Source organism: Mucilaginibacter aureus (assembly GCF_053514885.1).
Window position 1 is genome coordinate 4,966,018 of sequence record NZ_CP170601.1, and the last position, 13,909, is coordinate 4,979,926.

The following is a 13,909-nucleotide window of genomic DNA, read 5'->3' on the forward strand; positions in this document are numbered from 1 at the left end:
CAAGATGCATAATTACATTATACCTTATTTGCCTTACAAATCGTCGTTTTTGTTTGTTGATAACATAACTTCATTAAATGCTGATGGCGTAACAGGCAATCATACATTAAAAAAAGAAGCCTTTTTTTACGAAGATCATTTTATAGGTAACCCGGTTACCCCTGGTGTAATTATTACCGAAATTATGGCGCAAATAGGTTTAGTGGTACTGGGAGTATATTTAATGCTCAACAATGCACACGAGCCGGGAGTTGAAATGAACGAAGGCTCGATTCCGTTATTAACCTCAACCGAAGTATCGTTTTTTAAAATGGTGTTACCTGGCCAAAAGGTTGTCGTAACATCTAAAAAACAATACTTTCGCTTCGGTAAGTTAAAATGTTTAGTTGAAATGCACGATGAAGCAACAGAATTGGTCGCAAAAGGGACATTTTCGGGTATCATTAAAAATGCACATTTAAGGCACACAGATAAATGAACAGACGCGTAGTAATAACGGGATTAGGTGTGCTATCGCCAAACGGAATGAACATTCCGGATTTTTTACATGCCATACAAAACGGTATATCGGGCATTAAATTTATGCCGTATTACGAAGAACTTAAATTTAATTGCCAGGTAAGCGGCGAACCTGCTTTTGAGTGGGATTGCCTTAAAAACTACTTAACGGAAACAAGCTTGTATGGTTTAAAGGGCAAGGGTATAGCATTTGGAATAAAAGCTGCCCTTGATGCCTGGATGGATGCCGGTAATACCATAGCCAACGAAGAAACACTTTGGGATACGGGTTGCATTTTTGGCAGCAGCGTAGCAGACACCGACATTATAAAAAATGCTATAACCCGAGTAGATGCGCACGAATCGCGAAAATTAGGATCGCGGGTGGTAGAACAAATAATGAATAGCAGTGTTACTGCATATATTTCGGGCCGCTTGGGTTTGGGTAATAAAATAATCAGTAACTCATCGGCCTGTGCTACGGGTACGCAAGCTATATTAATGGGATACGAGTATATTAAATACGGCATGGCCAAACGCATGATTGTAGGCAGCAGCGAGCATGTTGATGCTTATATATTTGGCGCGTTCGATTCGATGCGTGTTTTATCACGTAAATTTAACCATGAAGCCCAAAAGGCCTCACGGCCAATGAGCTCATCGGCAGGTGGTTTTGTGCCAGGCTCGGGCGCAGGTGCTTTGGTGATAGAAGACCTTGACTATGCGTTGGCGCGTGGTGCACGCATTTACGCCGAAATATTAGGCGGTTACAATAATTCGGGAGGGCAGCGGGCCGGCGGCACTATGACGGCTCCCGGCGCCAACGGTGTTATAACGTGTATAAAACAAGCTTTGGCCGAAGCTAATATCAGCGGAAATGATATTGATCTGGTAAGCGGGCATTTAACGGCTACCATAGCCGATAAACTGGAGATAAATAACTGGGTAAATGCGCTGGATAGGACCGGCGAAAACTTTCCGATGGTGAACTCGTTAAAATCAATGATAGGGCATTGCCTTAGTGCTGCCGGATCGATTGAAACTGTGGCGTCTGTTTTACAAATAGAGCATCAGTTTGTACACCCTAATATTAACCTCGAAGACCCTGCACCGGAGATAGTAGATATGGTAACTTTAAACAATTTGCCAACAACTTTGATTAAAAAAGAGATTAATATCGTTGCAAAAGCTAATTTTGGCTTTGGCGACATTAATACGTGCCTGATAATTTCAAAATATAATAAATATAATAACAATGGATAGAAAAACTATCTTAACCGAATTGAAAAAAGTAATAGCCCCTTATACTGAAAACAAGCAGTTACTGGATAGTATTACCGAAGAGACTGACCTGATACGGGATTTAAAGATCAACTCTGCTAACCTGGTAGACATCATTATTGATGCCGAATCGCAGTACAATATCGAAATAGATTTCGATTCGGCAGAGAAAATGCACATAATTGGCAGTTGTATTGATATAATATACGATAAACTAAATCAGTCCGCTTGAAAAGTACCGGCAATGATATAGTAGCATTAGGATCCGTAAATAAATTAAGAACCAACCGGTTTAATTTTTATTCAAAAATCCTTTCGGTTTCCGAGCAGCAACTGTATCAATCATCCCGGCTTACCAGCTTAAGCTTTGAATACTATGTTTGGCTGTTATGGTCTGTAAAAGAATCGGCATACAAATACTTAAAAAGGCTTGAACCTCAATTAATATTTTCGCCGGTAAATATCATCGTTCAAACTACAGCCCCTGCAGAAGGCCATCTGGAAAAAGATCATACCTTGTTTGAATGTGAAAGCAAAACCTTTAGCCGCGAATTTTACACCGGTAAAGTTACTTATGCGGCGCACACTCTTTATTTCCGCTCAATAATTACTACCGACTGGATAACTACGGTAGTTAATGACACCGAAAGTTTTGAAAACGTTTACTGGGGAGTAAAAACTATTAACGATGTGGATAATGAGTCCCGGTCGACAGAAGTCAGGGATTTTTTGCTGAATAAATTAAGTAAGTTTTTTGGCACCTTACGGATAGAAAAAAGCCCCGTTGGGTACCCATTTATATTTAAACACGAACGGGATCTGCATATTCCGGCTTCGCTTGCGCATGATGGCCGTTTTGTTGGCTATTCTTTTATATTGGATGACCTAGGTTGATGTAGTTATTGATCCTTTTCGGCAAATATGCCTTTCATTTTAAAAAGTACGGTGTCGTTATCAAATAGCCGTGCATTTATTCTCATCTGTTCATTTTCGGGCATTATTTTTAACTCCATCCGCAATACTTTATCTTGCTCTGGCACAATAATCACCAAAAACTTAAGCTCGCTTGCCTTTATCAATTTTAGCTGTTTATCGATATAAGCCTCTGCTACTTCCTTCGCCATTTGCATCATACATACGCCTGGCAAAATAGGCTGCTCTGGAAAATGACCTTCAAATATTACATGCAGGGGGTTAAGCTTAATATCTGTTTTTATAATATCGCCGTCAAATTGTAAATCCGTAAAAGTAAAAAGGTCATTCTGTAGCATCTACCTGTCGTTCTATCCGTTTTAATTCTATCGTAAAATTAAAGTTTTTATGGGTAATGCCTATAGTATCTGGTACGCCATTTTTATAGTTTTTCATAATAGCCAATACAATTGGCTTGTGCGGCGATGATATTTCCATTCGCTCTAATTCGGCACCATTCTTATTGGTTACATAACAAAAAAAGCCTTTTTGCTTTTTAAAAATGTAATATAGGTTGTTGTCGTCTTTACTTAAATGTGCTGCTTTTATATCTTGCTTATCTATCAGTAACAACTCAAAATCTTTTTTTAATGTTTTTATTACCGGACCGTTGTCCATTTGTTTTATAATATAGTACACTTTAAAGCCCCCATCGGCACGGTACTCAAAATCGAAAAATTTAAAGCCTACCTCGTTCGAAAACACTATGCGGATACTGCTGTCCTGCAATTTTTTAATGAGTAACAAACCACTTAAATGGTGCCCTACAATATCCGTTTGTGCCTTATACAAGGCCACATCAAAATTGGGACTAAATTTTTTAATTGCCGTAATATCGCCACTTGCAGGTTGCAGATCTTTATAGACCGCGGTACAGCCAAAGAGTAAAAAAAGGCAACTACCTAATAGCAAATAGCGCATCTGGAATAACGGTATTTAATTCTTTATTTATAAAATGCAATACAGTGCTATCACCCGAGTTTTCATTCATTTCTATAGTGGTTACTTCGTAGTTCTTTTTATCAACAACCACATCAATGTTTTTAAAAAACTCTTTTAAGGTTTTTGATACCGGGGTTAGCTCCACCTTATAATTACCCTTGTTTTCGTACGCGCGGGCAATAAAATCGGGATTATTAAAAACAGCGCCCTGTACGCAATCAACAATTATCCTGTCTATCTGCTGAAATATTTTGTTTGATTTAACCGAAACCTTACTCTCTTTTCCACCATCTTTTACGTACATCTTATCATTGTTAAGTATCATCAGGTACTCAAACGGTTTATTAAACTCCATGCGCAGCATACTGTTTTTTTTAAACCAAAATTTTCCCTTCGATGTGATCTTCTCCGAAAGCATACTCAGATTTTTTTCCTGTACAAAATCACTTTTAATGGTTTCGGTTTTAGTTGCAATAGCTATAAACTGTTGTTTAAAATTAGCCAGATCGGTAACTGTGGTGTAGCCCCCAGTCTGGGCTTTGGCCGTAAATCCCAAAATGAGTACAAAAAAAATAAAAATTATTTTACGCATAAGCTTGTAAATTTAGCATTTTATCGAGCCTGACAATTTGATAGCCCTTCGCTTTAATATGTTGTATAAACTCCGGAAGCATGGCTAATGTTGTGTTACTGGTATCGTGAAATAAAAAAACAGCGCCAGGCTTAATTTTACTAACCATGTTGCTTAACAACTTTTCGGGCTGTTTTATTACCGTATCCATTGAGCGTACACTCCAGCCTATTGGTGTATAGTTACAGTTATTAATAGCGTTTTTAACATTAGGATTGGTAACGCCATAAGGCGGCCTGAATAATTTTGGTGCTTTACCAATTGCATTGCTCATAGCTTCGCTCATCATCAGTAAATCGCCGGTCATTTTTTTTGTAGAAAATAAATCGAACCAAAAATGATGAGAAAAACTATGATTAGCAATAATATGTCCCTCATCATCAATTTGCTTTAGCACCTGTTTGTTATCCGCAATTTTATTGCCGATGCAAAAAAAAGCAGCTTTAACATCACTTGCTTTTAACATAGCCAAAATTTGAGGGGTATTTATGGCATCCGGTCCATCGTCAAAACTCAGGGCTATTATTTTTTCATTTGTTTTTACCGAGCAAATAACTGGGATAAAGTAGTTGGAACCAACATAGTAGCAGCCATAAAATAACAAACTTAAATATATTGCCAATAAAACAACATCAGCATAAATAGGCATGCCGGCCCAAATACCCACGCCAAGCAAACAGATAAAAAGTATGTTAACGTTTTTGAAATTTAACATGCCGACATTAGAATTAACGAATGGTAAATATTTTGATAGTTGTTGTAAATAAGCACTTTGTTTAAATTGTTTTTTACTTTTCCGTTTAAGCTTAATACCGCGGGGATGCTATTGGTTTTAATGATATTTGCAGCGAGCCAGGTGGCAAAAGCGGTTGATGTGGGATACTCGCCGCATAGGTTTTTATATTTAACCACCGGGGCGCTTTTAAATACCGACGACCGTAGCTGAGCGTATATTTCATCATTTTTTTTGTCGCCATTATCGCCGGTGATAACCAGGTCAATATCGTTCAAATCTGTTGCATGTTGAGCTAAAAAGGATAGAATATGTTGTACGGTTTGGTTGATATCAGTTGGTTTGTAAAAAGTACCAACAGCATCAAGGCAGGCAAGATTATTTTCGTCCGGAGTAGTGGCCAATACAAAAAATGCAGCGCCTTCGCCGCCAATAGTGCCTTTGGTGTTTAAGTTAAATAAACTGATATTCGATACCGGGTTGCGCTTATACAGGCCTGTGCGGTTTAATATGATATGGCTAACATCAGTTATCTCATCCATGCCGCCTACCAATACATTGGCCATTTCATTTTCACTTAAAAGCATCATTGCATCAAGTAAGGCACTCTCAAAAGACACGCCACCGCTTACAAATGTATTATTGTAATGATTGCATTTTATAATGAGCGCAATCTGTGCACCTATGGTATTGTGTGTTGATTGCACAAAGGCCGTAGGGGTAATAGGTTCTTCATTATGCTCAACTATTTGGCTTAAAAAAATACCGGTATCTTCCAGGCAGCCATAAGCGGTACCGGTGACTATAGCATCGGGTACGGTTATACCCGCGTTATTTAAACTTGTTAAAGCGCTTGCCACGCTCATTTTAATGATACGGCTCATCCTGCGGATAAGCTTTTGAGGTATTATTTCGTTGTAATCAGGCTCAATGCTGTTTAAACGATTACCATTGTATGTGGCAAGCTGATCTAAAAACTGGGCGTTATTAAATGTGTTTTGCGGTGATATGCTTGCTGCCGACCTGATATAAGTTTTCATCGCTTATAGTTTTGAAAATATGAGTGATGAACAATTACCTCCAAACCCTACAGAGTTGGATAACACGTGTTTAAGTTCGGGATATTCTGAAAAAGTAGTTTCGGGCACAAATGGAAAATCGGCAATCGGAGTTTGTAAACGCAGATTAGGATAAACAATACCCTGCTGTACAGCCAAAGCCGAAAACACCCCCTCGATAGCCGAACTGGCCCCCAAAGTATGACCGGTAAATGCTTTGGTTGAACTCATTTTGGGAAAATGCGGGGCAAACAAACGCATTATAGCTGTACCTTCCGAGCTATCATTGTTTTGTGTACCTGTACCATGCAGGTTAATGTAGCCAATATCATTTGGCTGCAAGCCGCTCATTTTTAACGCACCGGCCATTGCCCTATAGGGGCCGTCGCCATCGGGCGATGATGCAGTTTGGTGGTAAGCATCGTTAGCATTGTAATAACCTGATAGCGAGCAGTAAGGATGCTTTTTTAATAATGATGATACCCGCGCGGAAACCAGCACTATATAACCCGCGCCTTCGCCTATATTAAGGCCGCGTCGGTTTTCGTCAAATGGCTGGCAATATTGTTCATCCAGTATCATCAGGGTACTAAACCCGTTAAGTGTAAAGCGTGTAATGGCATCAGTACCGCCTGCAACTACGGCATCAAGTATGTTGTGTTTTATTAAACGTGCACCGTACATTACAGCATTAGCTGATGATGTGCAGGCTGTACTAACCGTACTTACATGGTGCTTAATGCCTAACTTTTCGGCAACAATTGCGGTAACGTTGCCACATTCGTGGTAGGCCAGGTCGCGAAGCCTTCCCTTGCGCTGATCGGCCATAAAATCAATAATAAACTCTTCGGTTTTATCCATACCCCCTACCGTGGTTGCCGAAACAAAACCTATGCGCAGGTTGGGGATGTTCGCAATACCCGAATCATCCCACGCTTCGCGGGCCGCTACCATACTTAGCATAACATTGCGGCTTGTGGAAGGCGAAAACCCCGAAAACGCGGCAAGCTCATCATTAGTTAACTTAACCTCCGACGCAGGATAGACATCGCGGTGATTAGTTTGAAGGTGCCTGATATTGCCAATACCTGTTTCACCCCTTTTTAGCGAAGCAAGACATTGGGATACATTAGTGCCGATTCCGGAAATTACCCCTGCACCGGCAACAAAAACAGCACTCATTTCACGTGGTTTGCAGTTATATATTCGGCCATGGTACGTACCGATTGGAATACTTTGTGTCCATCGCCTGCATTAGTTACCCGCAGTTTATATTTTTGTTTCAGCAATACTATCAGTTCTAACACATCTAAAGAGTCGAGGCCTAATTTATCTCCAAACAGCGGCTCGTCATCGCCTATATCTTCGGCTTTAATATTTTTTAATTTTAACTGTTCGGCTATTTGCTGTTTTAATTCGGCTATTAATTTATCCATTATTCTATTTAAATCTATATCTCTTCATCGGCCAGCAGGCCCAATTCAATTGTGCGGGCTAATCTCTTTATTATAATTTCGTGATCTTTCACAAAAGGGTTAGTGGTATCCCATACATAACCTGCCAAAACCGAGCAGATCATTTTTTTAATAGGAAGATTTTGCTCTTCGCTAAAAAATATGGTATCGAGTGTACCATCATACCAGGCCATTACGTATGAGCGAAAAGTATTAACACCTTGCAATAGCTGCTTAGTATAATCTTCCCAGTCAACGTCTTCGCCTTTTAATTTACGTATTACCAAATGTGCTGCGTTTTGGCTTGATACGGTTGCCAATGTAACACCCGATGAAAAGATGGGATCTAAAAACTCGGTTACATTACCCGTAAGTACAAAACCTTCACCATAAAATGTATCGGTTGTGGTTGACCACGACTGTAGCACTCTGGGCTCAAAAACATATTCAACACCATTCAACCGTTCGGCCAGGTAGGGCTGTGTTGAAATCAACTGGCGCAATATCTGTTCGTTAGTCCCCTCATATTGGGCAAAAAACTCCGGGTCGCCAACAAAGCCAACTGAGGTAACGCCGGTTGAAAACGGAATTACCCATATCCAAACTCCAGGTTTATGTACAATAATTGTAATACGGTTAGGCTCCTCATCCATTATGCGCTTAACATCCAGGGTATGGGTAAACAGTGCCTTTCGGGAGGGCAAATTAGATGGTTTATCAAGGTTAAATAACTGCGGGATAACGCGGCCATAACCGCTGCCATCAATTATAAATCTGGCCGCTATCTCTGTTTTGTTTCCATCAATATCCTCAACAACGGTTACCGAGTCAGAGCCGTTAAATGTAATACCGGTAACGGTGGTTTCATAACAAACGGGTACGCCCATTTTTTCGACAGTATCGGCTAAAGTTTTATCAAATTCGGCGCGGGGTACCTGCCATGTCCAGTTCCAGCCCGACGAAAACTGATCTGCAAAAAAATAGTCGCATATCTTACCGTTTTTTACAAATTTGGCTCCGTTTTTTTCCTGGAACCCTTTTTCTTTCAAAGCATCAATAAAGCCGGCTTCGTCAAGGGCCTCCATACAGCGCGGCAATAAGCTTTCGCCAATAACAAACCTTGGAAATTTTTGCTTTTCGACAATTTTAACTTTAAAACCAGCCTTATTAACTATCGAGGCAGCCACAGTGCCTGCGGGCCCTGCTCCAATTACCAAAACATCAACCTTTTCAACACTCATTTTATACCTATATTAATTTTATATCTATATTAAATAGTACCGTGCATCTTTATCTCAAAAATGCGCTTAAACATTTTGCACTTATTATCTGTGACAAAAATCACATCATACCCATTTTCAACTTCCATTCCTGAAAAAACTCAGGATTGTTTAATTGAAGTACAAAATCGGCACTGCTTAAAAAAACCTGCATGGTAGAGCCTGTTACTACTAATTCTTTCGTGTCAGCATTTATTAAACGGTATTCAAAATTTATTTTCGCAGGTAAGCAAGGTATATAAGTTGTTTCGATAATTATCCTGTCGCCGTATCGTAAAACCTTTTTGTAATCGCATTGAATGTTTACGATAGGCGTAATGTAGCCATGTTCATAAAAATCAAGATAACGCAAGTTGTATTTTTTACCGAAGGCCTCACGCCCGTCTTCAAAATATTGCACATAATGTCCATGCCATACTATTCCCAATGAATCGACTTCACTGAACCTTACATCTTGCTCTATAGTGGTTACTAACTTTTTTTTCAATTTATCTTACTAAACGGATATTATCAGATGATCTAAAAATGATCAATTACATTTTAGCCCATTTTTTAAAATTATCCTCCATATCTTTTAGAACAGTATACAATGGTTTTGCCCAATAATTTCTAAATCCAAAACCACCTGGTTTAGCTGTTTGATAGGTTGTGTATAAAACAGTCTTTGATTTCATGTCCACAAAAGTCACCCAAATACCCATTGATGCGGTCCCTTTGCTCATTCCATCTACAAAAAAAAGCAAGCCTATACCTTCATGGTTCATAAAATCGTATTTCTTAACGGCATCGGCAATAGTAGCTTCGGTTGTTAAATGAAAATCGCCTGGGTTGTTGGTAAAAAAGTCTTTCTTAGTAAGCGCCCGGTTGGCATTCAAGGCAACATCAATTTTGTACTCTACTGATTTGCGACCGATGGCTTTGGCCACATCATATTTTTTTTGCTCGGTAATAAAAAGCTGGTTCCACTCGGATGTATAACCATCTCTAAAGACATCGTTAGTAATAACTGCTTCTCCGGATTTGGTAGCCGCGCCAATAAACTTAGTTTGCGAGTAATCAACACCCAACCACGTAACAGTTACGTTGGGATCAAAAACGTCGGCTTTTGATTGTGCCAACAATGACTGACCATTTACAGCAATAAATAGCAATGTCATAATCCATTTTAATTTTGTTGTAATTTTCATATTTAGATCAATTTAGTTTCTGAATAAAAATTTTCATTTCGCATTTCGCTATCAATTGGTCTTTACATTTAACCGTTCCACTAATTATGGTTACATCAAATATTTGCTTTTCAATAATTACCTCGGTTTCTAAAATATCGCCCACGCTGGGTAATTTATAAACTTCCAGATCTTTAACGGCTCCTATGTAGCCTGTTAAAATGGGCTCATTGTTTTGCAGTGCAACATAACCTACGCCCGCTGCTGCTGTTTGAGCAATATTTTCGGTTAAGCCAGCTTCGGTTAAATGCCCATTATAAACAAGCACATTTTCGGCCTTTACCTGCAATGTTGTACGCGAGCTAACTTCGTCGCAATGTGTTAAATGGTCAACCATTACAAAAGGCGGCCTTTGCGGGATGAGGGGTAAAATACTTTGCAATGATATAATCAATTTATTATTGCCAAAAATTATAGTAATTATACCATTGTTCGGGGTACTGCTTTACCTTATTTTCCATATAATCAACAAAATCGGCAACCATTTGCTGTGTTGCTTCCCCCCTATCCAAATATAGATATTCTTTTAGTTGATTTGCAAAAAAATGATAATGATACGTGCTCTCTTTCATGCCATAAACAAATATTACCGGCACTCCAAATTGTGCGCCCAATACAAACGGCCCCATTGGAAATTTTGCATCAGCTCCTAAAAATTTTACGGTTACGGTTTTATTCCCTTCAATAAAGCGGTCGGCAGGCATACACACCAGTTCATTATTTAAAAAGGCATCGCTTATGGCAAAAATATGCGACATGTCGTCCTTAATAATAATATAATTTACTTTGCTTTTACCCGTTACCGATTCAAGGTATTCTTTAATGCGCTGGTCTTCCCCATCGAAAGTTACAATGTTGATGCGGGCATCTATTTCGTAAAACAGATGACTGGCGACTTCCCAATTACCGATGTGCGAGGTTAACAATAATCCGCCTTTGTTTAATGCTGCAATTTCATGCAGGTTTTCAATCCCATCAAAATTAAAGGTCAGTTTGTTTGGTATGCCCGACATGACGGCAACCTTATCGATAAGCGACTGTCCTAAAAGGTTATAATTTCGGTAAGTTTTTAAAATGGATTTTAATACGCTATAGCCATGCCTTTTACGAAAGTAACTAAAAGTGTACCAGGTGGTTTTAAATGAAAAAACTAAATAATGAAGAGCTACAAAACGCAATAACAGGTACGCCGGTAACAGCCCACCAACTTTTAAAACACTAACAAAAATACGGTAGCCTAAAGGTTGTCCTTTCGATTTTCCTTGCCAGGATGGCATTACACAAGCTCAGTTAATTTGCTGTTAGTTATTACGTAACTATAAAAATCCTGAAAGGTTACTATACCTATAAAATCTTCGGGTTTTACTTTAAACGGAAAATTACTTTCAATTACTACAACAAGATCAATATAATCCAAGCTATCCAGATCAAGAGTATCTTTTAAATTAGCATCCGGAACCATTTTATCTGCATCTATCTCAAACTCTTCGGCTAAAAAGTTGTTTATCTTTTCAATGATCTCTTCATTATGCATAAATAGGGGGGTCTTTAAGTATATTTTTTAATTATTAGTGATGAATTTGTTCCTCCAAAACCAAAAGAGTTAGACAAAAATACATTTATTTCTTTTTCGACTGAAGTTTTTGCAATATTTAGTTTCGCCGAATCTTCATCCGGGTTTTCAAAATTGATGTTAGGGGCTACAAATGAGTTTTGCATCATCAGCATCGAATATACAATTTCGCTGGCTCCGGCCATCCAGCACTCGTGTCCTGTCATCGATTTTGTTGAGCTAACCAACGGGTTGCTTGCGCCAAAAACTTCGAAAATAGCTTTGGCTTCGCTGGCATCGCCGGCAGGTGTTGAGGTTGCGTGGGCATTGATGTAGTCAATTTCTGAAGCGGACAAGCCGGCATCTTTTAATGCCATAACAAGCGACCGTACCGGACCTTCGACCGTTGGGTTTGAAATGTGTGCCCCATTTGATGAAAAACCATAACCTACTACTTCGGCAAGTATATTAGCACCTCGTTTTTGAGCCGATTCGAGGCTTTCTAAAATAACCGTCGCAGCTCCGCCACTGGGTATAAGCCCATCGCGATTACGATCAAACGGCCTTGAGGCTTTGGTTGGGTCGGCCTCATTAACAGAAAATGCCGAAAGGGCATCAAAACTGCCCATTGCGTATTGATTTATCTCTTGCGCTCCGCCGCAAATGATGCATTCCTGCAAACCGGTTCTTATAAAATGGTAACCAAGACCAATAGAGTGCGAACCACTTGCGCAGGCCGCGCTAATGGTAAAATTTATTCCCCTTAGCTTAAATATTGTGGCCAGGTTCATGGTCACAGTCGAGTTCATGGTTTGAAATACCGCACCCGAGCCTATCATCATGGTGTTTTTTTTCTCACGGATAACGTCGGTGCAGTCAATAACAGCTTTTGCCGAACTATCGTTACCGTACAAAATACCTATTTCGTGTTCGCTAATGTAGCTGGCATCAATACCCGCGTTAGCTAAGGCTTCATGCGTAGCAACATAGGCATACTCACCCTGTTCAGGGAGCATAATACGCGAGCGCCTGTCTAAAATATCCTTTAAATTAGGTCGGTCAACATGTCCGGTCAAAGCCGATCGGTAACCAAATGCCTTTCGTTCGGCATCAAATATAATACCCGATCTACCTTCGTACAGGGATTTGCTTACTTCGTCAAGGTTTTTGCCTATGCACGAATATATACCCATACCTGTAATTACAACCCTATTCATTTATTAAAACTCCCTGCCTTACGTTATTATTAAACAATGTGATAAAAATACAAAAGTACATCAAACTTCAAAATGGAATTCAATTAATAATGCGTTAATATTTCGGGCCATTTAGTATTAAGCCTGTGTAAAGAATTATACGGCAAATCAAAAAAACACGTTTTACGAATACAAGCCCCCGTTAACCGATAGTATTTCGCCGGTGATATATGCTGCACCTGCCGATGCTAAAAAACCAACCGCGTGTGCAACTTCTTCGGGGGTGCCAAAACGTTTAACGGGTATCATCGATTGAAGTTCCTTCTCATCAAGGCCTTTGGTCATATCGGTTTTTATAAATCCTGGTGCAACAGCGTTTACTGTAACGCCGCGACGGCCAACCTCCTGTGCCAATGCTTTAGTAGCCCCAATCACACCGGCTTTTGCTGCCGAATAGTTTATTTGACCTGGCAAGCCTTTTAATCCCGATAAGGATACCACATTAACTATACGTCCGTATTTTTTTAATAACATGCCATTTAGTACCAGCCTGGTAACATAAAAAAAACCATCTAAGCTGGTTTTTAGTACATTATCCCACTGCTCGTCTTTCATCCACATCATTAATACATCGTCTTTAACTCCGGCGTTGTTTACCAATACTTCAATATATTTTTCGGTATTTGTTTCAATCCAGGTACCTAACATGTTATTAATATCGTTCTTGTCGGCAACATCAAATTGCAGTAACTCGCCGGTGCCACCGGTTTCAACAATATGGGCAAGTGTTTTATTGGCCTCATCAATATTCGACCGATAGTTAATTATAACATGATAACCCATTTGGGCCATGGTATAACATATAGCTTTTCCAATACCTCTTGAACCACCGGTAACTAATGCGCATTTCATATTTTTACGATTTAAAGAAAACTTGTAGATTATTAAACCTCTGTATGGTTTAAATTGAAGCCGGTATGTAAGGCCGACTGTTCGGATTTAAGATTATTTGCATACGAGTAAACATAAAGTATTAAAATTAGCCCCGGTTTGGCCGTTGAGAGTTACCAAGTCGCAAAAGGGGAA

The 13,909-nt window shown here is 39.4% G+C and carries 19 protein-coding genes; 4 read left to right on the forward strand and 15 right to left on the reverse strand.

The window, feature by feature from the left end:
• Positions 1–4 precede the first annotated feature (4 nt).
• Genes ACFGVR_RS21275 through ACFGVR_RS21290 form a run of 4 tightly spaced genes read left to right on the forward strand, consistent with a single transcriptional unit; the run spans position 5 to position 2,673 of the window.
• Positions 5–478 (forward strand): 3-hydroxyacyl-ACP dehydratase FabZ family protein, encoded by a 474-nt coding sequence (locus ACFGVR_RS21275; RefSeq protein WP_448699576.1) that lies wholly within the window; start codon positions 5–7, stop codon positions 476–478.
• On the forward strand, positions 475–1,761 hold the full coding sequence (locus ACFGVR_RS21280) for a beta-ketoacyl-[acyl-carrier-protein] synthase family protein (protein ID WP_448699578.1): 1,287 nt from the start codon (positions 475–477) through the stop codon (positions 1,759–1,761). Before ACFGVR_RS21275 ends, ACFGVR_RS21280 begins: the two co-directional genes overlap by 4 nt.
• Complete coding sequence (locus tag ACFGVR_RS21285) at positions 1,754–2,011, forward strand: acyl carrier protein (RefSeq protein WP_448699579.1); 258 nt, start codon at positions 1,754–1,756, stop codon at positions 2,009–2,011. The genes ACFGVR_RS21280 and ACFGVR_RS21285 overlap by 8 nt, the downstream gene beginning before the upstream one ends.
• Complete coding sequence (locus ACFGVR_RS21290) at positions 2,008–2,673, forward strand: 4'-phosphopantetheinyl transferase family protein (protein WP_448699580.1); 666 nt, start codon at positions 2,008–2,010, stop codon at positions 2,671–2,673. Before ACFGVR_RS21285 ends, ACFGVR_RS21290 begins: the two co-directional genes overlap by 4 nt.
• 5 nt (positions 2,674–2,678) lie before the next feature.
• On the opposite strand, the gene ACFGVR_RS21295 is transcribed toward ACFGVR_RS21290, so the two are convergent.
• From ACFGVR_RS21295 to fabG, 15 genes are all read right to left on the reverse strand, one after another.
• Positions 2,679–3,050: an ApeI family dehydratase gene (locus ACFGVR_RS21295; protein WP_448699581.1), complete on the reverse strand. Its 372-nt coding sequence runs from the start codon at positions 3,048–3,050 to the stop codon at positions 2,679–2,681.
• Positions 3,037–3,672, reverse strand: coding sequence for a hypothetical protein (locus ACFGVR_RS21300; RefSeq protein ID WP_448699582.1), 636 nt, complete (start codon positions 3,670–3,672; stop codon positions 3,037–3,039). Before ACFGVR_RS21300 ends, ACFGVR_RS21295 begins: the two co-directional genes overlap by 14 nt.
• Positions 3,650–4,285 (reverse strand): LolA family protein, encoded by a 636-nt coding sequence (locus ACFGVR_RS21305; RefSeq protein ID WP_448699584.1) that lies wholly within the window; start codon positions 4,283–4,285, stop codon positions 3,650–3,652. Before ACFGVR_RS21305 ends, ACFGVR_RS21300 begins: the two co-directional genes overlap by 23 nt.
• The gene (locus ACFGVR_RS21310) at positions 4,278–5,039 is read right to left on the reverse strand and encodes a polysaccharide deacetylase family protein (RefSeq protein WP_448699585.1); all 762 of its coding nucleotides are present in this window, start codon (positions 5,037–5,039) and stop codon (positions 4,278–4,280) included. The genes ACFGVR_RS21305 and ACFGVR_RS21310 overlap by 8 nt, the downstream gene beginning before the upstream one ends.
• Positions 5,033–6,097 (reverse strand): beta-ketoacyl synthase chain length factor, encoded by a 1,065-nt coding sequence (locus tag ACFGVR_RS21315; protein WP_448699586.1) that lies wholly within the window; start codon positions 6,095–6,097, stop codon positions 5,033–5,035. Before ACFGVR_RS21315 ends, ACFGVR_RS21310 begins: the two co-directional genes overlap by 7 nt.
• A 3-nt stretch (positions 6,098–6,100) precedes the next feature.
• Complete coding sequence (locus ACFGVR_RS21320; protein ID WP_448699588.1) at positions 6,101–7,297, reverse strand: beta-ketoacyl-[acyl-carrier-protein] synthase family protein; 1,197 nt, start codon at positions 7,295–7,297, stop codon at positions 6,101–6,103.
• Positions 7,294–7,551: a phosphopantetheine-binding protein gene (locus ACFGVR_RS21325; RefSeq protein ID WP_448699589.1), complete on the reverse strand. Its 258-nt coding sequence runs from the start codon at positions 7,549–7,551 to the stop codon at positions 7,294–7,296. The genes ACFGVR_RS21320 and ACFGVR_RS21325 overlap by 4 nt, the downstream gene beginning before the upstream one ends.
• A 14-nt stretch (positions 7,552–7,565) precedes the next feature.
• Positions 7,566–8,810, reverse strand: a complete 1,245-nt coding sequence (locus tag ACFGVR_RS21330) for an NAD(P)/FAD-dependent oxidoreductase (RefSeq protein WP_448699590.1) — start codon at positions 8,808–8,810, stop codon at positions 7,566–7,568.
• A 100-nt stretch (positions 8,811–8,910) separates the two neighbouring features.
• On the reverse strand, positions 8,911–9,336 hold the full coding sequence (locus ACFGVR_RS21335) for an acyl-CoA thioesterase (RefSeq protein ID WP_448699591.1): 426 nt from the start codon (positions 9,334–9,336) through the stop codon (positions 8,911–8,913).
• Positions 9,337–9,382: 46 nt separating this feature from the next.
• A complete protein-coding gene (locus ACFGVR_RS21340) occupies positions 9,383–10,006 on the reverse strand; it encodes a hypothetical protein (protein WP_448699592.1) in 624 nt (207 codons plus the stop codon).
• A gap of 37 nt (positions 10,007–10,043) precedes the next feature.
• Complete coding sequence (locus tag ACFGVR_RS21345) at positions 10,044–10,457, reverse strand: 3-hydroxyacyl-ACP dehydratase (protein ID WP_448699594.1); 414 nt, start codon at positions 10,455–10,457, stop codon at positions 10,044–10,046.
• Positions 10,458–10,473: 16 nt separating this feature from the next.
• On the reverse strand, positions 10,474–11,352 hold the full coding sequence (locus ACFGVR_RS21350; RefSeq protein WP_448699595.1) for an LpxL/LpxP family acyltransferase: 879 nt from the start codon (positions 11,350–11,352) through the stop codon (positions 10,474–10,476).
• Entirely contained in the window at positions 11,352–11,609 is a 258-nt protein-coding gene (locus tag ACFGVR_RS21355) for a phosphopantetheine-binding protein (protein WP_448699596.1), read from the reverse strand. Before ACFGVR_RS21355 ends, ACFGVR_RS21350 begins: the two co-directional genes overlap by 1 nt.
• Positions 11,610–11,623: 14 nt before the next feature.
• Complete coding sequence (locus ACFGVR_RS21360; protein WP_448699597.1) at positions 11,624–12,844, reverse strand: beta-ketoacyl-[acyl-carrier-protein] synthase family protein; 1,221 nt, start codon at positions 12,842–12,844, stop codon at positions 11,624–11,626.
• Between the two features lie 162 nt (positions 12,845–13,006).
• Positions 13,007–13,735 carry a 3-oxoacyl-ACP reductase FabG gene (gene fabG, locus ACFGVR_RS21365; RefSeq protein ID WP_448699598.1) on the reverse strand — a complete coding sequence of 243 codons (729 nt, stop codon included), beginning with the start codon at positions 13,733–13,735 and terminating at the stop codon, positions 13,007–13,009.
• Positions 13,736–13,909 lie beyond the last annotated feature (174 nt).

Excerpts from the sequence above, each read along its gene's own strand:
- ACFGVR_RS21325 (WP_448699589.1), bottom strand. The coding sequence starts at position 7,551 with ATGGATAAATTAATAGCCGAATTAAAACAGCAAATAGCCGAACAGTTA.
- fabG (WP_448699598.1), bottom strand. The coding sequence starts at position 13,735 with ATGAAATGCGCATTAGTTACCGGTGGTTCAAGAGGTATTGGAAAAGCT.
- ACFGVR_RS21280 (WP_448699578.1), top strand. The coding sequence starts at position 475 with ATGAACAGACGCGTAGTAATAACGGGATTAGGTGTGCTATCGCCAAAC.
- ACFGVR_RS21300 (WP_448699582.1), bottom strand. The coding sequence starts at position 3,672 with ATGCGCTATTTGCTATTAGGTAGTTGCCTTTTTTTACTCTTTGGCTGT.
- ACFGVR_RS21275 (WP_448699576.1), top strand. The coding sequence starts at position 5 with ATGCATAATTACATTATACCTTATTTGCCTTACAAATCGTCGTTTTTG.
- ACFGVR_RS21350 (WP_448699595.1), bottom strand. The coding sequence starts at position 11,352 with ATGCCATCCTGGCAAGGAAAATCGAAAGGACAACCTTTAGGCTACCGT.
- ACFGVR_RS21305 (WP_448699584.1), bottom strand. The coding sequence starts at position 4,285 with ATGCGTAAAATAATTTTTATTTTTTTTGTACTCATTTTGGGATTTACG.
- ACFGVR_RS21355 (WP_448699596.1), bottom strand. The coding sequence starts at position 11,609 with ATGCATAATGAAGAGATCATTGAAAAGATAAACAACTTTTTAGCCGAA.
- ACFGVR_RS21315 (WP_448699586.1), bottom strand. The coding sequence starts at position 6,097 with ATGAAAACTTATATCAGGTCGGCAGCAAGCATATCACCGCAAAACACA.
- ACFGVR_RS21310 (WP_448699585.1), bottom strand. The coding sequence starts at position 5,039 with ATGTTAAATTTCAAAAACGTTAACATACTTTTTATCTGTTTGCTTGGC.
- ACFGVR_RS21340 (WP_448699592.1), bottom strand. The coding sequence starts at position 10,006 with ATGACATTGCTATTTATTGCTGTAAATGGTCAGTCATTGTTGGCACAA.
- ACFGVR_RS21360 (WP_448699597.1), bottom strand. The coding sequence starts at position 12,844 with ATGAATAGGGTTGTAATTACAGGTATGGGTATATATTCGTGCATAGGC.
- ACFGVR_RS21330 (WP_448699590.1), bottom strand. The coding sequence starts at position 8,810 with ATGAGTGTTGAAAAGGTTGATGTTTTGGTAATTGGAGCAGGGCCCGCA.
- ACFGVR_RS21295 (WP_448699581.1), bottom strand. The coding sequence starts at position 3,050 with ATGCTACAGAATGACCTTTTTACTTTTACGGATTTACAATTTGACGGC.
- ACFGVR_RS21320 (WP_448699588.1), bottom strand. The coding sequence starts at position 7,297 with ATGAGTGCTGTTTTTGTTGCCGGTGCAGGGGTAATTTCCGGAATCGGC.
- ACFGVR_RS21285 (WP_448699579.1), top strand. The coding sequence starts at position 1,754 with ATGGATAGAAAAACTATCTTAACCGAATTGAAAAAAGTAATAGCCCCT.